This window comes from Acinetobacter amyesii, assembly GCF_023499985.1.
GTDB classification, from domain to species: domain Bacteria; phylum Pseudomonadota; class Gammaproteobacteria; order Pseudomonadales; family Moraxellaceae; genus Acinetobacter; species Acinetobacter amyesii.
The window spans coordinates 109,178-132,632 of record NZ_JAMCOU010000021.1; the positions used below are offsets into that span (position 1 = coordinate 109,178).

Here is a 23,455-nt window from a genome sequence, read left to right on the forward strand (position 1 = left end):
TCGAGTACGAAAGTGTATAAAGAAAAAGACTTTAAATCTTAACATGAAGCGTAAGGACTTACGAACAGACGTAGGTTTTTTTACGATTTTGTTATATTATAACACTATTCATTTTATGGTGCTCTCTCCCCATGTCCCGTGTAATTCTTTTTTGTAGTTTGGCTTTATTCAGTGTGATGAGCTGGGCGCAAGGCCTCGTTGTTTCTACACAACCGATTTATCTAATCGCGAAGGATGTACTCAAGGGTGTAGAGCAGCCAAAACTATTGCTTGACCATCAATCTGGACATGATGTGAGTTTGACGCCTGCGCACCGTAAAACCGTGCAAGATGCCAATCTCGTTTTATGGCTAGGCCAAGCGCATGAAGCGCCATTGGCAAAAATGTTGGGTGAAAGTGGTAAAAGTATCGCTATTTTAGACTCAGGCATTATCAGTGCTTTGCCATTACGGGATGTCCGTGGCAATGCATTAAAAGGCACAATCGATACACATGTCTGGCTTGAACCAAACAATGCGGTTCGAATCGGCTTTTTTATTGCTGCTTTACGTTCACAACAGTTTCCAGAACATCGTGAAAAATATTGGGCTAATGCGCGTGCATTTGCGCAGAAACTCTTGATCACAGCCCAAAAAACAGATGTGTCGAGCCGTGCTCAACCTTACTGGTCTTACCACGATGCCTATCAATATCTTGAGCGCTCACTGAATTTGAAATTTACCGGTGCGTTGACAGATGATCCACATGTCGCACCGACATTGGCACAAATCAAATACCTGAAAGACCATCGTGCACAGCCAAAAGTATGCTTACTTGCAGAAGCACATGCCAGCCAAAATCAGTATCAAAAGCTCGGTGGCATCGTCTTTCAGCTGGTGGACGAAACCATGAGTGGGGCAGGGGATTTTGTAACAGCATGGAAGATGTTGGCTGATAAAACCCTGAAATGCACACTAAATGCGCGAAAGTAATGTAAAAAACAAACAACTATTGATTAGTTTGAAAGCAGTTTACCAATTTAAAAAAACACGACTAAGGTCGGGAAAAGATTGCAAGTTAAGGGGTGTAACTCTATAATGCCTGCGATTAAAAATAATCATCAGTTAAACTTGTCAAGCAGAATTGCTGTGAGTGAACAAAAATGAGTCGAACTAGTCGCATGATTGATCGACGATTAGCGAAAGCTTTAGTCATCTTACAAGCAGTAATGATTCCTGTTTCAGCCCTGATTGGTTGGGTCCTTAAAGACACAATCACAGCATATAGTGCAGCTTTGGGTGCGTTGGTATGCTGGCTAGCAAGTAGCTACTTTTCATGGCAGTCGTTTCGTGCGGCTGGTGCCCGTGCCTCTAAACAGGTGCTGTCAAACATGTATCGTGGCTTAATGGGCAAGTTTGCAATCGTGATTGTTGGATTCATTTTGATTTTGATCAATGTCAAACCGTTGTCAGCGGTGGCATTGTTTTGTGGTTTTATGCTCGTACAAAGTATGTCGTGGGTCGCTCCTTTTTGGGCAACACGCTTAAAAAAACGAGTATAAGCACAACAAAAAATTGAAAAGTTTTTTGGAGAGTAACGAGATATCAGGCAGCACGCGATATTCGTTTTCTCTATTAGTTTTGACATTGACCAGGTGTGATTTATGGCTGCTGAAGAACATGCCCTTACTTCGACCGAGTACATTCAGCATCACTTGACTAACATGACCTATGGCAAAATGCCAGATGGTACTTGGAAGTTAGCTGAGACTGCTAAAGAAGCTCAAGAGATGGGGTTCACTGCTATTCACTTGGATTCAATGGGTTGGTCTATCGGCCTTGGTATTGTTTTCTGTTTGTTGTTCTGGGTTGTGGCGAAAGCTGCAAACTCTGGTGTTCCGACCAAGTTCCAGTCTGCAATCGAAATGATTATCGAGTTCGTTGACTCAAGTGTCCGTGACACTTTCCATGGCAAATCGCGCTTAATCGCGCCGTTAGCGTTGACCATCTTCGTGTGGATTTTCCTCATGAACTTGATGGACTTGATCCCTGTTGACTGGATTCCTTATACAGCTCAATTGATCGGTGCTAACGTGTTTGGTATGGATCCTCACCACGTTTACTTCAAAATCGTTCCATCTACTGATCCTAACATTACCCTTGGTATGGCATTGTCAGTATTTGCGTTAACTATTTTCTATAGTATCCGTGAGAAAGGTCTTGTCGGATTCGGTGCAGAATTTGCACTTAACCCATTTAACCCAAGTAACCCAGTTTTAAAAGCATTACTTATTCCAGTAAACATTATTCTTGAATTAGTAACTTTTATTGCACGTCCAATCTCATTGGCTCTACGACTGTTCGGTAACATGTATGCGGGTGAGTTGATCTTCATCTTGATCGCATTATTGCCGTTCTGGATCCAGTGGGCGTTGTCTGTGCCTTGGGCGATCTTCCATATTCTTGTTATTACGTTACAAGCATTCATTTTCATGATGTTGACTATCGTATATATGAGTATGGCTAGCGAAAAGCATTAATGGTATTGCTCAACTGTCAAAGGGTGGTTGGGCACACAATTTTTTAACTTAATTTGGTATAAACCTAACCTCTGAGGAATTATCATGGAACTCACTTTAGGTCTAGTTGCAATTGCATCTGCTATCTTGATCGCTTTTGGTGCTTTAGGTACTGCGATTGGTTTTGGTCTTCTAGGCGGCCGTTTCTTAGAAGCTGTTGCTCGTCAACCAGAATTGGCTCCACAACTTCAAACTCGTATGTTCTTAATCGCGGGTCTTCTTGATGCTGTGCCTATGATCGGTGTTGGTATTGGCTTGTTCTTCATCTTCGCTAATCCATTTGTAGGTTAATCAGCTTAATTCCTAAATTAAACTATTGAGGAATAGCAATGAATATCAACCTCACATTGATTGGCCAAGCGATTGCTTTTGCGATTTTTGTCGCATTCTGCATGAAATTTGTTTGGCCACCACTAATCAATGCGATTAGTGAGCGTCAGCGTAAAATCGCTGATGGCTTAAACGCTGCTGAAAAAGCGAAAGCTGACCTTGCGGATGCGCAAGCACAAGTGAAAGCTGAATTAGATGCGGCTAAAGCACAAGCGGCTCAATTGATCGAACAAGCGAACCGTCGTGGTGCGCAATTGGTAGAAGAAGCGCGTACTCAAGCTGCGGCTGAAGGTGAGCGTATTCGTCAACAAGCTAAAGAAGCTGTTGATACTGAAATCAATGCTGCTCGCGAAGAATTACGTCAACAAGTTGCTGCTCTTGCAGTTACTGGCGCAGAAAAAATTCTGAACCAGCAAGTTGACGCAGAAGCTCACAATGCCATGCTGACTCAGCTGGCTGCTAAACTTTAAGAGAGGCGGATTATGGCTGAACTCTTGACGTTGGCACGCCCATACGCTAAAGCAGCATTTGCTTACGCTTCTGAGCAAAATGCAACTGACGCTTGGTCAAATGCATTAAACTTGCTCAGTGCTGCGGTGCAAGACGAAGCATTTTCAGCTTATCTAAATCGCCCTGAGCTTACTCCTGCTGAGCAGGTAAGTGTTTTCGCAAAAGTTTTAGGTGAAGACCAGACTGCAGCAGTGTCAAACTTTTTGACATTGCTTGCTGATAATGACCGTCTGGCACTTCTTCCTGAAATTTCAGAAGAATACGAACAGCTCAAATCACAGAATAACAATACTGTGGATGTAGTGATTGAATCTGCATTCCCATTGACTTCTGTACAAGAACAATTACTTGCGCATGCATTAGAGAAAAAATTCGAAGCTGCTGTAAATGTTTCTGTCGAAGTTAACCCAGCGTTAATCGCGGGTGTAGTTATTCGTGCAGGCGACCAAGTGATAGATGATTCTGCGCTTAACAAGCTTGAAAAAATGCGGACTCGTCTTCTTGCTTAACAGCTTGAAGACTGAACTTTAAAAAGATTGAGGTATAGCGCAATGCAACAACTGAATCCATCCGAGATCAGTGCGCTCATTAAACAGCGTATCGGCGATCTGGACACCAGCGCGACCGCTAAGAACGAAGGGACCATTGTTATGGTTTCCGACGGTATTGTGCGCATTCACGGCCTTGCTGATGCAATGTACGGTGAAATGATCGAATTCGACGGCGGCTTATTTGGTATGGCACTGAACCTAGAACAGGATTCAGTGGGTGCCGTTGTCTTAGGTAACTACTTAAGCCTTCAAGAAGGTCAAAAAGCTCGTTGCACAGGTCGTGTATTAGAAGTTCCGGTTGGTCCAGAACTTTTAGGCCGTGTAGTAGATGCTTTGGGTAACCCAATTGATGGTAAAGGCCCTATTGACGCAAAACTTACTGATGCTGTTGAAAAAGTAGCACCAGGCGTAATTTGGCGTCAATCAGTGGATCAACCTGTACAAACTGGTTATAAATCAGTAGATACAATGATCCCTGTTGGTCGTGGTCAACGTGAGTTGATCATCGGTGACCGTCAAACTGGTAAAACAGCTATGGCGATCGATGCGATCATCGCTCAGAAAAACTCTGGCATTAAATGTATATACGTAGCAATTGGTCAAAAACAATCGACTATCGCTAACGTTGTGCGCAAGCTAGAAGAAACTGGCGCTATGGCGTACACAACTGTTGTAGCAGCTGCTGCAGCTGATCCTGCAGCGATGCAGTATCTTGCTCCGTATGCTGGTTGTACAATGGGTGAGTACTTCCGTGACCGCGGTGAAGACGCGCTTATCATTTATGATGACTTGTCTAAACAAGCTGTTGCTTACCGTCAAATTTCATTGCTTCTACGTCGTCCACCAGGTCGTGAAGCATATCCTGGTGACGTATTCTATCTACACTCACGTTTACTTGAACGTGCTTCACGTGTATCTGCTGACTACGTTGAGAAATTCACTAATGGTGAAGTTAAAGGCCAAACTGGTTCATTAACTGCATTACCGATTATTGAAACTCAAGCCGGTGACGTATCTGCATTCGTACCTACAAACGTAATTTCGATTACTGACGGTCAGATCTTCTTAGAAACATCATTATTCAACGCAGGTATTCGTCCTGCTGTGAACGCGGGTATCTCTGTATCACGTGTTGGTGGTTCTGCTCAGACTAAGATCATCAAAAAATTGTCAGGTGGTATCCGTACCGCTCTTGCGCAATACCGTGAATTAGCTGCGTTTGCTCAGTTCGCTTCTGATCTTGACGAAGCAACTCGTAAACAGCTTGAACATGGTCAACGTGTAACTGAGCTTATGAAGCAAAAACAATATGCTCCGTACTCAATTGCTGACCAAGCTGTTTCAATTTATGCATCTAACGAAGGCTATATGGCTGACGTAGAAGTGAAGAAAATCGTTGCATTTGATGCTGCGTTGATCTCTTACTTCCGTTCAGAACATGCTGCGTTAATGCAAAAAATTGACGAGACTGGTGCTTACGATAAAGAAATCGAAGCAGCAATCAAAGCAGGTATTGAAAGCTTTAAAGCGACTCAAACTTACTAAGATTCAACGATGTTGAATCTGGTTCTGGTTTGGTTCACGGATCAACCTTCGAAAGCTCGAAAGGGCTTTCGAATACTAGGTTAAGCGTATGGCAAATTTAAAAGAAATTCGCGCCAAAGTAGCTAGTATCAAAAGCACGCAGAAAATTACTCGCGCGATGCAGATGGTAGCAGCTTCTAAGATGCGTCGTGCGCAAGAGCGCATGGCTCAAGGCCGTCCGTATGCCGAAAATATGCACCGTGTAATTGCTCATTTGGTACAAGCGAACCCTGAATACAAACACCGTTATATGGTTGAACGTCCTGTAAAGCGCGTTGGCTATATCATTGTTTCTTCAGATCGCGGCCTTGCTGGTGGTTTGAACATTAACTTGTTCAAAAAAGTGGTCAAACACGTACAACAGCAACAAGAGCAGTCAATTGAAGTTCAATTTGCTTTAATTGGTCAAAAAGCGGTTTCGTTTTTTAAAAACTACGGCGGTAAAGTTCTTGGTGCAACTACAAACGTAGGTGATGCTCCGAGTCTTGAACAGTTAACTGGTTCTGTACAGGTGATGTTAGACGCGTTTGATAAAGGCGAGTTAGATCGTATTTATCTAGTGTCAAACGGCTTTGTCAACGCCATGACTCAAAACCAAAAAATCGAACAGCTTGTTCCTTTAGCAGCTGCTGAGGAAAGCGAAGGCCTAAATCGTCAATACGGTTGGGACTATATCTATGAACCAGAAGCTGAAGAGCTTCTAAATGGTTTATTGGTTCGTTACATTGAGTCTATGGTTTATCAAGGTGTGATTGAAAACATCGCATGTGAACAGTCTGCTCGTATGGTTGCAATGAAAGCTGCAACTGATAACGCGGGTGAATTGATCAAGAGCCTACAACTTATTTATAACAAGCTGCGTCAAGCCGCGATTACTCAGGAAATCTCTGAGATCGTTGGTGGTGCCGCTGCCGTTTAACATTATTAGTTTGAATTGAGGAGACAGCAATGAGTAGCGGTCGTATCATTCAGATCATCGGCGCGGTTATCGACGTCGAGTTTGAACGTAACAGCGTTCCTAAGATCTATGACGCTCTCCATGTTGATGGTACTGAAACTACATTAGAAGTTCAGCAGCAACTTGGTGATGGCGTAGTTCGTACTATTGCAATGGGTTCTACTGAAGGCCTTAAGCGTGGTCTTACTGTAACTAACACTGGCGCGCCTATCTCTGTACCTGTAGGTACTGCATGTTTAGGTCGTATCATGGACGTTCTTGGTCGCCCTATCGACGAAGCTGGTCCTGTTGGTACTGAAGCTCGTTTACCAATTCACCGTCAAGCGCCTTCTTATGCAGAACAAGCGGCTTCTACTGACCTTTTAGAAACTGGTATTAAAGTCATTGACTTACTTTGCCCGTTCGCAAAAGGTGGTAAAGTTGGTCTGTTCGGTGGTGCCGGTGTTGGTAAAACTGTAAACATGATGGAGTTGATCAACAACATCGCGAAAGCTCACTCAGGTTTATCTGTGTTTGCTGGTGTTGGTGAACGTACTCGTGAAGGTAATGACTTCTATCACGAAATGAAAGACTCAAACGTTCTAGACAAAGTAGCAATGGTCTACGGTCAGATGAATGAGCCACCAGGTAACCGTTTACGTGTAGCGTTGACTGGTTTGACTATGGCTGAGTACTTCCGTGACGAAAAAGACGAAAACGGTAAAGGCCGTGACGTTCTATTGTTCGTTGACAACATCTATCGTTATACACTAGCGGGTACTGAAGTATCAGCACTTCTAGGTCGTATGCCATCTGCAGTAGGTTACCAACCGACTCTTGCAGAAGAGATGGGTGTTCTTCAAGAACGTATTACGTCTACTAAGTCTGGTTCTATTACGTCAATCCAAGCGGTATACGTACCTGCCGATGACTTAACAGATCCATCGCCTGCGACTACCTTCGCTCACTTGGACGCGACTGTTGTATTGAGCCGTGACATCGCATCTTCTGGTATTTACCCAGCGATCGATCCACTTGACTCTACTTCACGTCAGTTAGATCCACTTGTAGTGGGTACTGAGCATTACGAAATCGCTCGTTCAGTTCAAAACGTTCTTCAACGTTACAAAGAATTGAAAGACATTATCGCAATTCTTGGTATGGACGAATTGGCAGAAGAAGACAAACTTACTGTATACCGTGCACGTAAGATCCAACGTTTCTTCTCTCAACCGTTCCACGTAGCTGAAGTGTTTACTGGTGCTCCTGGTAAACTTGTACCGCTTAAAGAAACAATTCGTGGCTTTAAAGGTCTTCTAGCTGGTGAATACGACCACATTCCAGAACAAGCGTTCTACATGGTTGGTGGTATTGACGAAGTTATTGCTAAAGCTGAGAAACTTTAATTAGTTCCCTAATTTAGGAGATTCTCATGGCGACTATGCAATGTGACGTTGTAAGTGTTAAAGAGTCTTTGTACTCTGGCGCTGTAACTATGCTAATTGCTAAAGGTGCTGGTGGTGAGTTAGGTATTATGCCTGGCCATGCGCCACTAGTAACTTTGCTCAAGCCGGGCGCAATCCGCGTTCTGCTTGAAAATGGTACAGAAGAATTAATCTATGTATCAGGTGGTGTACTTGAAGTTCAACCGCACGTTGTTACTGTACTTGCAGATACTGCAGTACGTGCTGACAACCTTGATGAAGCAGCAATTATTGAAGCTCGTAAACAAGCTGAACAATTGTTAGCAAATCAAAAGAGCGACTTGGACTCTGCTGCTGCTTTGGCTGCTCTTGCAGAAACTGCTGCTCAGTTGGAAACCATCCGCAAAATCAAAAACCGCGCTCAATAAGACGCAGTTTGAGATTGAAAGAGCCACCCGAAAGGGTGGTTTTTTTATGCCTGAATAATAAATAAATTTGATTATATTTTGATTAATTGTTATTTTTCATATGCTTAAAAATATATCAATGGAATTAATGATGTCTAATAAAATCTTTTGTACATTACTATTATCTTTGGGATTTGTTGGGTGTGCATCCGTACCTAAAGCAGATCAAAATGCTTCAACAGCAGTAAAACAATTTAATGCCCCACAAGAAGGCAATGCAGGAATTTATGTGTATCGTTCAGCTTCTGTGAAAGGCGCTGCCTTAAAGAAAGATGTATGGGTAGATGGGGAATGTTTAGGTGAAACCTCTCGTGGAGTATTTTTTTATAAAGAAGTAATGGGTAATCAAAAACATACAATATCGACTGAATCAGAATTTTCACCTAACCATTTGGATATTGAAACTGCGGCAGGTAAACAATATTTTGTTCAGCAATTTATTAAAATGGGCGCATTTGTAGGTGGGGCAAATTTAAAACTGGTTGATGAGCAAACAGGCAAAAAGGCCGTAAGCGAATATGCATTTGCACAAGGTGGTAATTGCAGCAAAGCCACCATCGCATTGAAATAAAGGTTTATATGTAGATAAAAAACTACTCGAAAGGGTAGTTTTTATCCCTAAATTATTTGAAATTGATCAATCTAAAGTTGAATATATTTTATTCAATACAATCTTTATGGTGATTAAATTCAATCAGCTAGCATTGCACCATGAACCTTATCGCCTATGAGCCGCATTTTTGGGAACTTTATCAAGACTTTGATCAATATTATTTGAGCATTGCGGTTGATCTAAGTTCTGTCGTGTCATGTTGGGATGTTGAACTCACCCATGAAGAAGTCCAGCAATATGAACACCGTGGGCGCGTGAGTATTCAAGAACTGGCAAAATCGATGGTCGCTGCTGCCTATAAAGGTGATTTTGCTTCATTAGAAAGTCGTTTAGTGAAACCATATGAGCGTCAGGCCATGCAATCAGCTTTTAAAAAATGGCAAGATAGCCAAAAAGCAGGTTAATGCTCGTTATTCATACATGGGTAAAATTGAAAATTCGCCGTGACTGATAATTTTAATTTTAAAAATTTGATCAAAGCCTTCATCCCGTGACGGAACTTGAAGCTTTCGATAGGTCGCATGCACGCCAACTTCTGGAATATGAGCTTTGCCTTCACGTAAACTGTTGCGCTTTAAGGTACTGTCCAAATCGGTTTCAAAATAATAAGCAATGACTTCAAACCCTGCATCAACTGCGCGTTGGATATAGCGAGCACGAGCTTCCTGATCTGGGTTGGTATTGTCAATCACCATTTTGGTTTTGGATGCCAAACCTGCTTCAAAGATCATATTTTCCCGATGTCGGGTTTTCAACATATCCAAATTAATACGTAAATGGCTATGATATAAATTCAACATGTAAAAGGTTGATTTGCCAGAGGCTTGAACGCCTGTAAAAATAATCAGCTGCATAGTATTTGCAATGAAAGCACGGAATGAATAGTAGAGTATTAAATCAGCAACCTAGTTTTGCTACAATCTCTGCAAAATAAATAAGAACAAGTTGCAAAGGTCCGTATGCACAAATTTTTCAACAGTTTATCACTGTGTCTTTGTTGTAGTTTGCTCGTTGCATGTCAAAGCCAATATGTCACGACACCCAATCTTCCCACTGAAGCTGCACTTGTCGCTGAATCGGTAGATAATGGCATCAGTACGGAGCTTAAAATCCCATATATGACCGCCTTTCGAAATCTGCGACAAGCCTATAATCACTGTGTTGCGTTTACCGCGAACAATCGATACGTCTATACCGATAATCGTTTAGAAGAGCATTTGGAGCAGGGGACATTGATGGCACGAACTGAGCATGGGGCGTATTTGCATAAAATGTTGGTCGAAAGTTTAGATCCGCAGACGACACGTATTACCTTATTTTTACCGAAGCAATATACCTTTGCCCAAGCACGTTTTAAACAAGATGTTCAGCGCGCACTTGGACAAGATAAAAACTGTAATACTTTTGAATTTGCTCAATCCAACTAATTGAACTTTAAGACGCTTGTGAGTTTTCCTGCTCTGGGTGCTCTACACGTTTACCGCCTTCATAACTGGCAAATCGAGCCTGATCACGTTTGAAGACCGGTGCAGGTGTTGGCCAAGGCCAATCTCCAAAATGGGTTTCACGATAGCGTTTAAAAGCCGCATCGAGTTCTTCCGTGGTATTGAGCACAAATGGACCGCGCATCGCCACGGGTTCATTAATCGGTTCACCTTCTAACCACAGAATCCGTGCTTCTAATCCACCTGCTTTGAGATGGACGTCGGCATCTGATTGGAGTTCAACCAAATGCTTCATCTGAATGGTTTGACCTTCTATTTCTAATGTATTGCCTTGATAGAAATAAGCAAAACGGTTGGAGCTACTTGTTGTTGCGGGAATCACCAACTCTGCACCTGCTTGCATGGTGATTAAATAAATGTTGACCTTATTTTCTGCGGCAGCCGCCCATGAGTGTGGCGGTCGGGAAATAGCATCAGTGGATTTGAACTGCCCTGAAATCACGCGAATATCCGATTTTTTTCCTTCATTATCCGTTTCAAAGACGTGAGGAATCTCTTCACGCCAAAACATTTTATAGTCAGCATCATGGGTTTTCTGTTCAGCTGATGAATTAAACCAAATTTGGAAAAGTTCAAAAGGATTGGCTTTATCTTCATGCAGTAGGGGGAACATTTCACAGTGTTCAACGCCATTGCCTGTAGACAGCCATTGCACATCACCCGCAGCATAGCGTCCGCCATTGCCTAATGAGTCAAAGTGATCGACATAGCCTTGTTCAACCAAGGTAATGGTTTCAAAGCCAGTGTGTGGATGCTCTGGGAAACCTGGAACCACATCGCCATAGTACATATTGAATTCATCTTTCTCTGCGGCTGTTTTTGGCCCCATGTCTGCATTTGCAGCAGGAAAATGATCGATATGATGAGCTGTAAATAAGAAAGGATCTTTTAAATCTAAACGAAAGGTAATGGGTGTAATGTTATAAATCAAAGCGTTTGACATAACTGTTCCATCATTGGCTTTATTATTAAGCATTAATCTAAAAGGAAAAACAGTCGTGTTCTATAGCGGAACTGTAAGAAAAAAAGCGTTAGCTCAAGGTCTAACGCTTTTTTGATTGAAAACAGATGGAATGCAATGGAAATGCTAGATTTCGCTATTTATTCAGTTTCAGTGGGTGCAGTAGATGAGCTTTTGCCTGCTTGATCTTGGATCAACATACCTGCCAATTTCAGCATTTCCGCTTGGATACTGCCCATTTGATTTTGGATTTTCTGAAAATCAAATTTGCTTAAATCGACTTGTCCATTGAGAAAAGGTGAGGCCAATACTTGCTGATTTGCTGCCTGTAGATTGCTGCGAATATCATTAATCTCAGTGCTTTTTAGATTTAAATCATTCAAAGCTTGATTGAAACCTTTGAGCTGCTGTTGCAGCTGGGTTGCCGCTTTTTGCAATTGGAGATGATCTTGGTTGCTGACTGCGGCTTCTAAATCGACCTGCGTTTGTTTGAGTTGTTCAACATAATTGCCGGCTTTAAGTTGCATATCCGCAACATCGCGAACGATATAAAACATATTGCCGCTTTTTAATTGGCTTTGATCTGTCGCCTGACTTTGTGTCGCAGATTGATCTTCGTTTGTTGATGTTGTTGCAGGGCGATCATTTTCTGCTGCGATTTCTTGTTCCTGTTGCGGTGCTGTGGCAGGTTCACAGCCAATCAGCACCAAAACACCACTAAAAATGGCAAAAGGGAGAAGGGCATTCTGCACAAGCTTTTTCATTCAATCATCACTATGTGTTAAGTCTATGCTTTGAATATAGGGGCAGAATGTGGATAAAAAATAGATTGTTGCAAAGCAATAACAAAATAATCGCTCGAACAAAAAAGAGGGCATTTGCCCTCTTTTGATGTTTTGATGGGTTTAACCTGCAATGATTTTGATCATGGCGTGGCTGACGGCATTCATTAAAATGTAGTCGCCATTCACTTTAATCCATTGTTGGTTTTTGCCTGATTTAGACATTTTTTTATATTTGTTGTGGTCACCTTTGTAGCGATGACAACGGTATTCAGAAGGTACTTTTTGTCCAGAACGCCAATCATGTGAAGGATTTACAGCTTTCTTCTTGTTCTGGCTTTGGTTTTTTACCCGTGTGTATTGTTTAGTGTGCTGTTGGGTTTTCGTCTTTTGAGGATTTTGCCGTGCATCTATTGTTAGCGCAGATACACGTGCTGTCAAAAAATACATAAAACGATAGCTTTCATTAATGTATTCATAAGTTCACCTGTCTACTGCTGGATATGAATTGATAAGACTCATCATAATGAGTATTTACAGGGAAACTTTGAACAATGTGTATGTAAAATATTAAAATAATGAATAAATTATTTAAATTGTCATAATATGATAATTAATAGCTATTATTGTGATAATTTAAAATGATCAATCTCAGTTAAAATCACAACAATCTTAACTGAGATATTGAGATATTGAGATATTGTCGAATTATTTGGCTAATTCAGCGTTAATGGCATCGACAATACGTGCGTCATCTGCCTTGATGTCAGGTGCAAATCGAGCCACAACTTCGCCTTGTTTATTCACGAGGAATTTTTCAAAGTTCCAGAGCACTTCAGGCTTTGGATTTGGTGTTAAACCGTATTCAACTAAATCATCCCACCATGGGCCTTCACCAATGCGTTCAGGAATGGCTTGGGTTAAGGTTTGATAAAGTGGGTGTTTATCCGCGCCTGCCACAGAAATTTTTGCAAAAAGTGGGAAATCAACCTTGTAGTTGATCGAGCAAAATTCTTGAATTTCAGCTTCAGAACCAGGTTCTTGTTCTAAAAAGTTATTGGCAGGAAAACCTAAGACTTCAAAACCTTGTGATTTCTTCTCTGTATAAAGTTTTTCTAGGCCTTCATATTGCGGTGTTAGCCCACATTTAGAGGCTACATTGACCAATAATAAAACCTTGCCTTGGTATTGATTGAGTGTGGTGTCATCACCTTGGATGGTTTTTACTGGGATATCGTAAACTGAAGCTGACATATTCGTTCCTAATTGAAGTTGTGCCTTTCATCCTTGTTTTAAAGGGAAATCTGGTGAACAGCAAGCTTTTATCGATAGGCTTTTCGCATAATTTTTGTAGTAGTTTGCAGAATTCGAGCTGATGCTTGCTTGAGTGCTTGAGTGCTTGAGTGCTTGAGTGCTTGAGTGCTTGAGTGCTTGAGTGCTTGAGTGCTTGAGTGCTTGACGTTTAACTAGTGGCGCGGTGTTGGTTTGGGGTTTTTCCTGTATAGCGTTTAAAAAACTCAATAAAGCTTGAGCTGTGTTGATACCCTAATTCATAGCTGAGAGCTTTAATAGACTGACCAGCGCGGAGTTGTTGAATGGCATAAATAATTTTTGCACGGTTTCGCCATTCAGAAAGGCTCATTTGCAGTTCGTTCTGACTCAGCCGAAATAACTGACGCTCACTCAAACCGACATTGGATAAGCATCGCTGTAGGCTCAAGCTAAAATGATCTACATCTGCGAGCTGCGCCAAGATCGGCTTTAACACTGCATCATGGCTTTGCGGTAAATAATGTTGATGTTTGCGCGCTGTTTTTAACTGGTCGAATAAGACCTGTAGCAGGTGTCGATAGGGTGGTGTGGTATGTTGCTCTGTAGGAAAGGTCAAAATTTCTTGCACCAACAAACGAAAGAAAGGCTGGATGCTAAATACTTCCGTCTGCTTGGGAAAATCTATGCAGAGATCAGGTGCCAGTCGGATTGCCACATAATGAATGGGTTGTTCATCAATCGCGACTGAGCAATGTTCTGTCTGTGGGGGAATCCACACCCCATAACTGGCAGGTGAGAGATGATGTTGCCCTTGTATTTCATATTCGAAAATACCATCGAGACAAAAATTAAAATCACCCCAAAGACAACTGTGCGGATAGACAGCATCTAATGTGGTGTAGTGTGCTTCAAAAAGCTCGATCTGTTGTTCAATCGGTGGTGATGTCATATATGCCTAAGTGTCGATGTCTGAACTACAATATAAATGTCTGAAATCATGTATTTCAATTAAAACAGACATCACTCAAAATACCTAGACCAATCTTTGCACGATATATTGAGGAGTCAGACATGTTGCTTCAAGCGCGTTGGGCGAAATTTGCAATTTGTTTGCCTCTGATCGCAGTATTTATATGGTCGTTAAATATTACCGTCACCCGCTATGTAACTGATTATATTTCACCGGTCAGTATCAGTTTTTATCGATGGTTTATTGCATTTTTGATCCTGACCCCCTTTATGCTGAAAACCGTTTGGCAGCAAAGACAGCTTATCAAGCAGCATTGGCAGCAATTGGCTGTGCTGAGTGCGTTTGGCATGGTGTTATATCAAGGCTTGGGCTATACCGCTGCGCATTATACGACGGCGACCAATATGGGCATCATTAATGCCTTTATCCCTGTTTTTACGATTGCCGTTGCATTTTTCTTAATTAAAGATGTGCCCAACCGCTATGCCATCTTAGGCTGTGCGATTTCATTTACGGGGCTATTGTTTGTCATTGCGCAAGGAGATTTCAGTCAATTACTCAATATGGGCGGACATTTCGGCGATATCCTCATGATTTTCGCAGTGTTCTTTTATGCCTTTTATGGGGTGTTTTTAAAAAAATGGCAATTGAAACTTCCGCTACTGTTGAGCTTATATGTACAAATTTTCTTTGCCGTTTTATATCACTTGCCATTCGTATTGTATTTAGGCATAGACGCGATTAATCCTGCCAATGCGCCAAGTGTATTTTATGCGGCAATTTTTCCATCACTGATTGCACCATTGGTATGGATGTTGGCTGTACAACATCTCGGCCCGAATCGCACCAGTATTTTTATGAATTTGATGCCGGTATTTACCGCGATTATTGCCTATTTCTGGTTGGCTGAGCAGTGGATGATTTATCATACCGTCGGCACAGTGATGGCGATTACTGGGGTGATCTTGGCGCAGCGTAAGTAAATCTAGTAAAAAGTTGAAAATTTATGAGAATTATTGATTAAAAAATAGACAAACAAACTTATTTTTTATAGAGCAAATCTTTTGAAAATGGATTTTTGAGTGTAAAACTGAATTAAAAAAACAAATTCTCGTCTTAAAAATCAATCAAAAATAGATACATATTTTGACTAAGTGATTATAAAATCACAAATAAAATGCTTATCAGTAGTTTTATTTATATAAAAAATATATTTGTTAAATTTAAAAAAATATTACATAATACTTTCATCGTAAATGAGGAAGTAATTCTTAATAATTACTTGATATTTACCCAGAGATTGCAAGACCCTCTGGATGTGATTTTATACACATCCTTTTTTATGCTCAGCCATCCCTATATGGCTGAGCTTTTTTTTGTTTGTATTTTCTAAAAGGCAGGTATAGACAGGCATCCGAGCTTATGCGCGGATGATTTCACCTGTTTCAGCATCAATAATTTTGCTTGGTTCTTGGCTTAGGCCGAGATCACCATTTAAGTAATTTAGTTCATTGGCAAAATACTGATTGGCTTCTTGTAAGGACCGTGCAGGGGTTAATCCAGCAGGATTGGCACTAGTAGACACAATAAAGCCATTAAAAGCTTGGCATAAAGCCACACATAAAGAGTGGGTAGTCACACGGACTGCGACTTTTGGATGATTGCCTTTAATCCATGTTGGAATATGGTCGCCAGCCGGTAATAACCATGTAGTTGCACGTTCATTGGGTTTACGGTTGGTCCATGTCGCAATGACTTGCTGACGCATATCTTCTGTTAAGCCTTGAAGCAGGTGTTCAACTTGAGCGACATTGGCAGCCAATAAAATCACGCCTTTTTCAATGGGACGTTGTTTTAGGCGCAAAATTTCGAGAAAGGCTTGCTCATTGTAGGGATCACAGCCCAATCCCCAAACAGCCTCTGTAGGATATGCGAGAACCTGACCTTTTTTAAGACAGGAAGCTGCTTCTGCAACAGAGGTGGTAATCATTTCTATAGACCTTAACTGATTCGACAAAGGACTATTGTGAACCTAATTTACCCATTCGACAACGTAGGTAGTGTCCGGCTTGTTGTGTGGCATAGCCCATTAACTCTAATTCCATCAGTTGACTGGTTAATGTCGCGGTATCAATTTTGAGTTGAATGGACAATTGATCAAGGCCTTGGCCGACCCAATCGAGTTGCCGATACAGCGCAATTAAATGTTCTGGGATAGGTTCGGGTGGCGGGGTGTCCGGTATTGCTGTTTCGGGTGTCGCTATTTCGGTGTTTGTTAAGGTCTCGGCAGCCTGTGATTGCCACTGTGTGGCTAGTGCCAAGTCTTCAATAACCTGTTGTGGATGATCAATCAAAATTGCACCTTCGCGTATGAGTTGATGGCAACCTTGATGCGACTCACTATAAATATGGCCTGGAATGGCAAAAATAGATTTGCCTTGTTCGGCAGCGCGTTGAGCCGTGATCAGTGAACCACTTTTTAATGCCGCTTCCGCCACGATGACACCAAGGCTGAGCCCACTGACGATACGATTTCGATGTGGAAAATGGTGTTGCAATGGGGGAGTGTGTGGAAGAAACTCACTGATTACGGTTCCCCCATGTTGGATGATTTCTTGTCTTAAACTCTGATGTGCGGTCGGATAAGTTTGATCTAAACCTGTACCCATCACGGCAATGGTTCTGTGGTGTTGTATGGCAGCGCGATGTGCCGCTTCATCAATTCCTTGTGCTAAACCGCTATTAATATAGAACCCTTGCTCACTCAGATAATAAGCAAAATCATAGGCAATTTGTCGACCTTGGGGACTGGGTTTGCGGCTACCAACAATCGCAATTTGGGGTTGCATCAAGGCTTGGGCATTACCTTGCCCAAATAGAATCGGCGGCTTGTCGCTATAAGGTAAAAGTTGTTGTGGATAGTTTAGGTCTTCAGGAATCAGTACAAAGTCACTGTATTGTTCAATATCCTTGAGACATTTTTCAAAGCTAAGCTGTCCACTTGGGCTGTGAAATTCCTCAAAGCGCTTTAAATGATTTTTATGCAGTCCTAATTTTTGCCATGTGGTGATTTGATTAGGCTTAAGGGCGCAGTGTAGGGCAGGATAGTGCTGCTGAATTTTATAGAAACTACGAAGTGAGTGTTGCACCACAAACCACAGGCGAATGTAATCTAAATGCAAGTCAGTCAATGAGTTGAGCATAATGAGACCTTTGAATATGTCTTCTTTTTATGGGTTAAAATTATTAGTGGTATCGTTGTTGGATAATAAAAATGAGGCTGTATACAGCCTCATTTTTATGGATTTGGTCTTAGTCATCCATCAGTGGTGGCTGAATCGTTGCACCCACTTTGATTGGTAATTCGCTTTCAAGTACATAAGCATAGCTTAGGTTATCAAACGTTTTGAATACCATAATGTTACCAATACGTTGTCCTGGAAGTTGAACACGTTCTTTGGTTTTTGGATCAGTCACGATTTCACCTTTTTGGTTCACGCTAAAGACTTGACCAGATTGAACGCCTTGCAAGCTACCACGGTCGATCGTCACAACACTGTGAACCGCTGCAGTACCAATCGAGCCCATAACACGAACTACACTACCGCCAGCAGTGACATTTTCTGCATTGGTTGGATAGAACAGTGTTGGCAGCATTGGGTCATATTCAGGAAGAACACGATCGCCACGACGAACTTCAGCATTATAAGTATCGGTTAGTTCTAAAGTGGTAATGTCATTTTCACCACGAACGGCAACACCTGAAGCGACTTGAGTCAGTTCTAAACCCGCGTTGTATTTTTTGCCGTTTGCATCGGTAAAGATGTACGGTTCGCCTTCACGGTAAACAGCATAACGTTGACCGACTTGCATACCTTGGCCGCGTGCATAAACTGTTTGGCCTTTGGCAGCTAATACGCGTTGATCAGCTGTACCTAAAATGTAAGGTGTGCCTTCAACAGAATCAGCGGCAACAATCATGCTGCGCTCAAGCCATTGCTTAATATATTCTAATGGGATAACCGGAATCGCACTGTTGAGGGACTCAACACGAACTTGTGGTTGAAGTTTAGTGCCACCTGTATAGCGACGAATAATACCTTCACAGCCATCACCTTCATCCTTACCGATGATTGGGCGGCCATTGTAGGTACACATTAATAGGCGGTCACCTGGGAAAATCCAGTGTGGATTTTTCACGTGTTTATTGCTTGCCCAGATTTCAGGCCAGCGCACAGGATTTTTTAAGAAACGCTTGGAAATATCCCACAACGTATCGCCTTTTTTCACCACATAAACTTGAGGCGCACCTGCCTTCAATGATGGTGGATTGACGTTGCGAGCAGGGGCAGCTTCTGCAACACTGACCATTCCCATCCCCACACTTACACAGACTGTAAGTGCCAATAATTGTTTTTTAAACCCCAAGGCACTAAAAGTTGGCATGCCCTTCAAAACCTTTTTCATTATCATAATTCCTAAAATTATGTATGTAACTGCGTTATAATAACGATATTACACACAATTTTTTGATGAAGCATTCCTTCATTTTGTTTTTTGATCAATGGCATAAGTGAGGACGTCGTATGGCCTTATTACCTATTTTAAGTTTCCCCGATCCCCGTCTTCGTACCATTGCAAAACCAGTCGAAGAAGTTACTGATGAAATTCGTCAGTTAGCAGCCGACATGTTTGAAACTATGTATGAAGCACCGGGAATTGGCCTGGCAGCAACACAGGTAGATCACCATATTCAGCTGATAGTCATGGATTTATCTGAAGAAAAAGATCAACCCATGGTGTTTATTAACCCCAAAATTACGCCATTGACGCAAGAGACGCAGCCCTATGAAGAAGGCTGTTTATCAGTGCCTCAAATATACGATAAAGTTGAGCGCCCGTCACGTGTAAAAATTGAGGCAATTAATCTTGAAGGTCAATCATTTGAAGTGGAAGCAGACGGACTTCTCGCAGTTTGTATCCAACATGAAATGGATCACTTAAATGGTAAGTTATTCGTCGACTATCTATCGCCTTTGAAACGTCAACGTGCACGTGACAAAGTGGAAAAATTGGTGCGCCAACGCCAAAAAGATAAAGTCGCAGTTAAGCGTTAATTGATCGCGGTTAAAAAATACCTGAGACAAGCCCAATTTCGATTGGGCTTTGTTATACTTGGTTCAGACAAATGTTAGGGTTTGCCTGTATTGTTTCGTAGTGGAGTGCTGCTGTCCTTTGCAGCGGTTTTTTTGCAGATTGCTGTTTTTTTACAGCCATTGTTGCCCAAGCAATATCAAGTTGCTCCGGTCTGCGAAACCATTACGCGTGCACTTTTACTTCCCAATGTTCATGCTGAACATACCGCACATTCACACCATTCATCTTCCGCTCACGCTGAGCAAGTTCAAGTCGATCATACTGCCCATGAACATGATGCCAGTCATCAATGTCAGTATTGTACGGTCTATGGCAATTTGGTTTTGCCCCCTGAGCTTGATGTGAAAGAAGTGCTTGATCGAATTCAAGTTCGTTTAATTGCTTTTCAAAAAGCTTTCAAGCATGTCTGGTTTGTTCTTCAACAACTCTTTTTACTTCCGCAAGGTCGAGCCCCGCCACTCGCTGCATAAATCCGACGTTTTTTTAACTTGGGTCTTTGAGGACTCAGGTACGCCTTTATTTATGTATTTTGTGAGATAAACATGGCTCAGCCTAAATTTTTTCTACAGCCTCTTGCGGCTGCAATTTGTGTTGCCTGCTATTCAACTACGGTGATGGCTGACGAGATGTCCGTAGAGATGATGGAAACCAATGCTGTTCAGACTTTGGCACCGATTGTGGTGACATCACATCAGGGTAATGATGCCAATGGCTTGATTGTTCGTGCCAATCCCAAACAGCCGATTCAACCGATACCTGCCAGTGATGGGGCCGATTATTTAAAAAGTATTGTGGGGTTTAGTGCCATTAAAAATGGGGGAACCAATGCAGATCCAACTTTCCGTGGCATGTTTGGTTCACGCATTAAAATATTGACCGATGGCACAGAAAATTTAGGGGCGTGTCCAAGTCGAATGGATGCACCAACTTCTTATATTTCCCCTGAAAGCTATGATCGTATTTCAGTGATTAAAGGACCTCAAACGGTTCAATATGCCAATACAGGTTCTGCTGCAACAGTCTTGTTTGAACGCAAACCTGAACAATTCGATGCTGATAAAAACTACCGTGGTCAAGCCGGTGTGATGATCGGTTCTTATGGTCGTTTAGATCATAATGTCGAAGCGGCCGTGGGGGATGAACATAAATATGTCCGTCTAAATGCCAGCCGTTCTGTTGCAGACAGCTACCAAGATGGAGATAGTAATACTGTGCCGTCAGACTGGGAGCGCTGGAATACAGATTTGGCACTCGGTTGGACGCCAAACGAAGATACATGGGTAGAACTTACCGGAGGTAAAGCCGATGGTGAGGCGGTATACGCAGGCCGTTCAATGGATGGTTCGCAATTTGCCCGTGAAAGCTTAGGCCTTCGTGTCGAGAAAAAGAATGCCACAGAGGTGATTAAAAAAATCGAAGCACAGGTCAACTATAGTTTTAATGATCATGTCATGGATAACTTCAGCTTACGTGAGTTTCAACCAAGTGGCATGATGAATATGCCAATGGCATCGAATGTTGCTCGCAGAACATTAAATGCACGTATGGCTGTGACACATGAATGGGATAAGATTGACTTTGTCACAGGCATTGACACACAGAACAATGAACATAGTATTCGCAAAGGGATGCGCAATAGCTATAAAGACAAAGCACGTGAAACAGATATGAAGTTTCAGTCATATGGTGGTTTTGGAGAAGTCAGTTATCAATTGAGTGACAACAATAAGTTGGTTTCCGGACTTCGTCTCGATCAAGTGCAAGTGAAAGATGAGCGTGCCGCTTCGAAAGCGAGTGGCTATAACACGGAGCTGAATGAAACTTTGCCAAGTGCTTTTATTCGTTTTGAAAATAAGCACCCTGAACATGACAATGGTAAAACCTATATTGGTTTAGGCTATGTGGAACGCATGCCAGATTATTGGGAATTATTTAGCCCTAAACATGGCAATGCGGGCACAACAAACACCTTTAATGGCATCGAAACTGAAAAAACCTTGCAATTAGATGTGGGCTATCAACATGAACATGGCGCATTCAGTTCATGGGCGTCTGCCTATGCGGGACTGATTCAAGACTTTATTTTGATGAGTTATCACGATCATCCAAATACAGGTGAGCATGATCATGGTTCAACCTTTAGCGCGGGTGCGAAAAATGTCGATGCGACTATTGCGGGAGCTGAAGCGGGGATTGGCTATCAATTTAGCGATCATATTCAAGCCGATGTCAGCGCAATGTATGCGTGGGGTAAAAACACCACAGATGGCAAGCCATTACCGCAAATCTCACCTTTAGAAGCACGGATCAACTTACGTTATATCCAAGATAATTATACTTTGGGAGCGTTTTGGCGTGTGGTTGATGGACAAAATCGTATCAGTGCGCACCAAGGCAATATCGTGGGTTATGACCTGAAAGAAAGTACAGGTTTTGGCACACTGTCTTTAAATGGTACTTATCATATTAATGAGGGTGTAGATGTATCTATCGGTGTGGATAATCTCTTGAATAAAACCTATACCGAACATCTGAATAAACTGGGTGATGCCGGGACAGGTTTAGCGACCGATCAACAGTTTAATAATATCGGCCGCAATTATTGGGCACGTATTTCGATGAAATTCTAAATCTTGATATTTGTCATCCAAAAAGCAGAGCCATCGCTCTGCTTTTTTTATTGGTGCATACTCGCCAGTTGTTTGGCTTTACTTTGATACAGTGCTAAACCGAGTTTTTGAATTGCACGGCCTTTTTGCTGTAACTTTTGATTTAAACTCGGAACATGCTTAGCACCTGAATATAGGACGAGATTTCTAGCCAATAAATAATAGGCAAACCATGCGGCGGATTGGGGTTTGAGCCCTAATTTATGCATGCGTTTTTTGCCAATAAAAAATTGTGTCAGCTCCAGATGTTGTCGATAAGCCAGTTTTTGCTGAAGTGGTCGAAGGTATTTGTATTGTCTTTCAAAAGGTTCTTTAGAGAGAGTGGCGCCGAGAGCCATACTGCTTGCATCAGATTGGGGGCATACAAATTGCATCCAATACAGCAGTTTCCAACCGTCAGATTCTTTTTCAATTAACCATTTTTCATCAATACCCATTAACCAATCCACATATCGCCAAAAATGCAAAAAGCTTTCGGTTTCTTGTTTTGATGGGAAAATTCCTAAAGCACGAATGCCCAAAAGCACCACACTGCTAAAGGCAAGATTGGTCATCGTCAAGTCAAATTGATTGATCGGCACCCCCACGTTGCAAAATCCCAGTCTTTGCCTTTTTGGAGTTGATGCCGTACCAAAGCATGAATAAAACGCACATAAACTGTGTTTTATTGATAATTGGCTTGTTGATGAGTGTGCCAGTTTTGGTCTGGCTACTGCTGAAAGGTGGATTTGTAGGTGTGCTATTGATGGCGACATTATTTGGGATCGGCATTCCATTTATTCAGTGGTTGTATAGAAAACCTGAAGAAGTGCACGGTGTTATACCAACTTTAATGTTTATCTTATGGGTGCCTGTGGCGTATTGCATGCTTTCTGTACGCTAAAAACACTTTTTTTAAGTAAAAAATACTGATTTAGTAGAATAAATAAACAAACGTAATGAAAAAATAAAAATAAATGGAAAAGGGTGTTGCGTTGGATCAGAAATGTTGTAGAATGCACATCCATCGGCGGTGATGAAGATTAAAACTTCTGATAAAACAACGACTTGGTTGAATTGATTAAGTTTGGTTTTATTTGATAAGTTTAAAAATAATTTGAATTACCAGTTGACTCTTTAGAAATAAAGAGTAATATAGCCGACCTAGCTTGCTGGTGACGAACCAA

Annotated in this window: 27 protein-coding genes and 1 pseudogene; 18 read left to right on the forward strand and 10 right to left on the reverse strand. The window is 41.8% G+C overall.

Annotated features, from left to right (window positions below; all coding sequences use genetic code 11):
• The first annotated feature begins 131 nt into the window (after positions 1-131).
• The 12 genes from M5F03_RS05100 to M5F03_RS05155 all read left to right on the forward strand — a co-directional run bounded on the left by M5F03_RS05100 (position 132) and on the right by M5F03_RS05155 (position 9,377).
• Positions 132-971 carry a metal ABC transporter solute-binding protein, Zn/Mn family gene (locus tag M5F03_RS05100; protein WP_249707197.1) on the forward strand — a complete coding sequence of 280 codons (840 nt, stop codon included), beginning with the start codon at positions 132-134 and terminating at the stop codon, positions 969-971.
• Between the two features lie 170 nt (positions 972-1,141).
• Positions 1,142-1,540, forward strand: coding sequence for an ATP synthase subunit I (locus M5F03_RS05105; RefSeq protein ID WP_078194025.1), 399 nt, complete (start codon positions 1,142-1,144; stop codon positions 1,538-1,540).
• A gap of 102 nt (positions 1,541-1,642) precedes the next feature.
• Positions 1,643-2,518, forward strand: coding sequence for a F0F1 ATP synthase subunit A (atpB, locus tag M5F03_RS05110; protein ID WP_078194024.1), 876 nt, complete (start codon positions 1,643-1,645; stop codon positions 2,516-2,518).
• Between the two features lie 84 nt (positions 2,519-2,602).
• Positions 2,603-2,848 (forward strand): F0F1 ATP synthase subunit C, encoded by a 246-nt coding sequence (gene atpE, locus M5F03_RS05115; protein WP_000424060.1) that lies wholly within the window; start codon positions 2,603-2,605, stop codon positions 2,846-2,848.
• 38 nt (positions 2,849-2,886) lie between these two features.
• On the forward strand, positions 2,887-3,357 hold the full coding sequence (locus tag M5F03_RS05120) for a F0F1 ATP synthase subunit B (protein ID WP_078191477.1): 471 nt from the start codon (positions 2,887-2,889) through the stop codon (positions 3,355-3,357).
• 12 nt (positions 3,358-3,369) lie between these two features.
• Complete coding sequence (locus M5F03_RS05125) at positions 3,370-3,906, forward strand: F0F1 ATP synthase subunit delta (RefSeq protein ID WP_078191476.1); 537 nt, start codon at positions 3,370-3,372, stop codon at positions 3,904-3,906.
• 42 nt (positions 3,907-3,948) lie between these two features.
• Positions 3,949-5,493 carry a F0F1 ATP synthase subunit alpha gene (gene atpA / locus M5F03_RS05130; RefSeq protein ID WP_078194023.1) on the forward strand — a complete coding sequence of 515 codons (1,545 nt, stop codon included), beginning with the start codon at positions 3,949-3,951 and terminating at the stop codon, positions 5,491-5,493.
• An 88-nt stretch (positions 5,494-5,581) separates the two neighbouring features.
• The gene (atpG, locus tag M5F03_RS05135; protein ID WP_078191474.1) at positions 5,582-6,451 is read left to right on the forward strand and encodes a F0F1 ATP synthase subunit gamma; all 870 of its coding nucleotides are present in this window, start codon (positions 5,582-5,584) and stop codon (positions 6,449-6,451) included.
• A gap of 29 nt (positions 6,452-6,480) precedes the next feature.
• Positions 6,481-7,875, forward strand: coding sequence for a F0F1 ATP synthase subunit beta (gene atpD / locus M5F03_RS05140; protein ID WP_078191473.1), 1,395 nt, complete (start codon positions 6,481-6,483; stop codon positions 7,873-7,875).
• 26 nt (positions 7,876-7,901) lie between these two features.
• Complete coding sequence (locus M5F03_RS05145; RefSeq protein WP_078194022.1) at positions 7,902-8,321, forward strand: F0F1 ATP synthase subunit epsilon; 420 nt, start codon at positions 7,902-7,904, stop codon at positions 8,319-8,321.
• Between the two features lie 130 nt (positions 8,322-8,451).
• Positions 8,452-8,931, forward strand: a complete 480-nt coding sequence (locus tag M5F03_RS05150; protein ID WP_249707244.1) for a DUF2846 domain-containing protein — start codon at positions 8,452-8,454, stop codon at positions 8,929-8,931.
• A gap of 140 nt (positions 8,932-9,071) precedes the next feature.
• The gene (locus M5F03_RS05155; protein ID WP_168378803.1) at positions 9,072-9,377 is read left to right on the forward strand and encodes a hypothetical protein; all 306 of its coding nucleotides are present in this window, start codon (positions 9,072-9,074) and stop codon (positions 9,375-9,377) included.
• A gap of 6 nt (positions 9,378-9,383) precedes the next feature.
• On the opposite strand, the gene M5F03_RS05160 is transcribed toward M5F03_RS05155, so the two are convergent.
• Positions 9,384-9,827: an AAA family ATPase gene (locus tag M5F03_RS05160; protein WP_180024700.1), complete on the reverse strand. Its 444-nt coding sequence runs from the start codon at positions 9,825-9,827 to the stop codon at positions 9,384-9,386.
• Positions 9,828-9,932: 105 nt separating this feature from the next.
• Between M5F03_RS05160 and M5F03_RS05165 the strand changes: the two genes are divergently transcribed.
• On the forward strand, positions 9,933-10,400 hold the full coding sequence (locus M5F03_RS05165) for a hypothetical protein (RefSeq protein WP_180085682.1): 468 nt from the start codon (positions 9,933-9,935) through the stop codon (positions 10,398-10,400).
• A 7-nt stretch (positions 10,401-10,407) separates the two neighbouring features.
• Here M5F03_RS05165 and M5F03_RS05170 read toward each other — a convergent pair whose 3' ends face one another.
• From M5F03_RS05170 to M5F03_RS05190, 5 genes are all read right to left on the reverse strand, one after another.
• The gene (locus M5F03_RS05170; RefSeq protein ID WP_249707202.1) at positions 10,408-11,421 is read right to left on the reverse strand and encodes a pirin family protein; all 1,014 of its coding nucleotides are present in this window, start codon (positions 11,419-11,421) and stop codon (positions 10,408-10,410) included.
• A 158-nt stretch (positions 11,422-11,579) separates the two neighbouring features.
• Positions 11,580-12,203: a PM1805 family lipoprotein gene (locus M5F03_RS05175; protein ID WP_180095226.1), complete on the reverse strand. Its 624-nt coding sequence runs from the start codon at positions 12,201-12,203 to the stop codon at positions 11,580-11,582.
• Between the two features lie 141 nt (positions 12,204-12,344).
• Positions 12,345-12,671 carry an RcnB family protein gene (locus M5F03_RS05180; protein ID WP_249707230.1) on the reverse strand — a complete coding sequence of 109 codons (327 nt, stop codon included), beginning with the start codon at positions 12,669-12,671 and terminating at the stop codon, positions 12,345-12,347.
• A 258-nt stretch (positions 12,672-12,929) separates the two neighbouring features.
• Complete coding sequence (locus tag M5F03_RS05185) at positions 12,930-13,475, reverse strand: glutathione peroxidase (protein ID WP_111885877.1); 546 nt, start codon at positions 13,473-13,475, stop codon at positions 12,930-12,932.
• A gap of 208 nt (positions 13,476-13,683) precedes the next feature.
• Positions 13,684-14,442, reverse strand: coding sequence for an AraC family transcriptional regulator (locus M5F03_RS05190; protein ID WP_249707233.1), 759 nt, complete (start codon positions 14,440-14,442; stop codon positions 13,684-13,686).
• 122 nt (positions 14,443-14,564) lie between these two features.
• On the opposite strand from M5F03_RS05190, the gene M5F03_RS05195 reads away from it, so the two are divergent.
• A complete protein-coding gene (locus tag M5F03_RS05195) occupies positions 14,565-15,446 on the forward strand; it encodes a DMT family transporter (RefSeq protein WP_180105982.1) in 882 nt (293 codons plus the stop codon).
• A 437-nt stretch (positions 15,447-15,883) separates the two neighbouring features.
• Here M5F03_RS05195 and tsaC read toward each other — a convergent pair whose 3' ends face one another.
• From tsaC to M5F03_RS05210, 3 genes are all read right to left on the reverse strand, one after another.
• Positions 15,884-16,453: an L-threonylcarbamoyladenylate synthase type 1 TsaC gene (gene tsaC, locus M5F03_RS05200; RefSeq protein WP_111885874.1), complete on the reverse strand. Its 570-nt coding sequence runs from the start codon at positions 16,451-16,453 to the stop codon at positions 15,884-15,886.
• 31 nt (positions 16,454-16,484) lie between these two features.
• Entirely contained in the window at positions 16,485-17,666 is a 1,182-nt protein-coding gene (gene dprA / locus M5F03_RS05205) for a DNA-processing protein DprA (protein WP_249707235.1), read from the reverse strand.
• Positions 17,667-17,775: 109 nt separating this feature from the next.
• Positions 17,776-18,930, reverse strand: coding sequence for a LysM peptidoglycan-binding domain-containing protein (locus tag M5F03_RS05210; protein WP_180022161.1), 1,155 nt, complete (start codon positions 18,928-18,930; stop codon positions 17,776-17,778).
• A 119-nt stretch (positions 18,931-19,049) separates the two neighbouring features.
• Here M5F03_RS05210 and def point away from each other — a divergent pair, with 119 nt between their 5' ends.
• The 3 genes from def (at position 19,050) to M5F03_RS05225 (ending at position 22,250) form a co-directional block, all read left to right on the forward strand.
• Entirely contained in the window at positions 19,050-19,580 is a 531-nt protein-coding gene (def, locus tag M5F03_RS05215; protein ID WP_180079234.1) for a peptide deformylase, read from the forward strand.
• Between the two features lie 90 nt (positions 19,581-19,670).
• Positions 19,671-20,090 (forward strand): DUF2946 family protein, encoded by a 420-nt coding sequence (locus tag M5F03_RS05220; protein WP_180026133.1) that lies wholly within the window; start codon positions 19,671-19,673, stop codon positions 20,088-20,090.
• 72 nt (positions 20,091-20,162) lie between these two features.
• Positions 20,163-22,250: a TonB-dependent copper receptor gene (locus M5F03_RS05225; protein WP_249707237.1), complete on the forward strand. Its 2,088-nt coding sequence runs from the start codon at positions 20,163-20,165 to the stop codon at positions 22,248-22,250.
• Positions 22,251-22,297: 47 nt separating this feature from the next.
• Here the strand turns inward: M5F03_RS05225 and M5F03_RS05230 are convergent.
• A pseudogene (locus M5F03_RS05230) lies at positions 22,298-22,953 on the reverse strand (oxygenase MpaB family protein); the annotation flags it as partial.
• 21 nt (positions 22,954-22,974) lie between these two features.
• On the opposite strand from M5F03_RS05230, the gene M5F03_RS05235 reads away from it, so the two are divergent.
• Entirely contained in the window at positions 22,975-23,172 is a 198-nt protein-coding gene (locus M5F03_RS05235; RefSeq protein ID WP_249707239.1) for a hypothetical protein, read from the forward strand.
• The last annotated feature ends 283 nt before the right edge of the window (positions 23,173-23,455 follow it).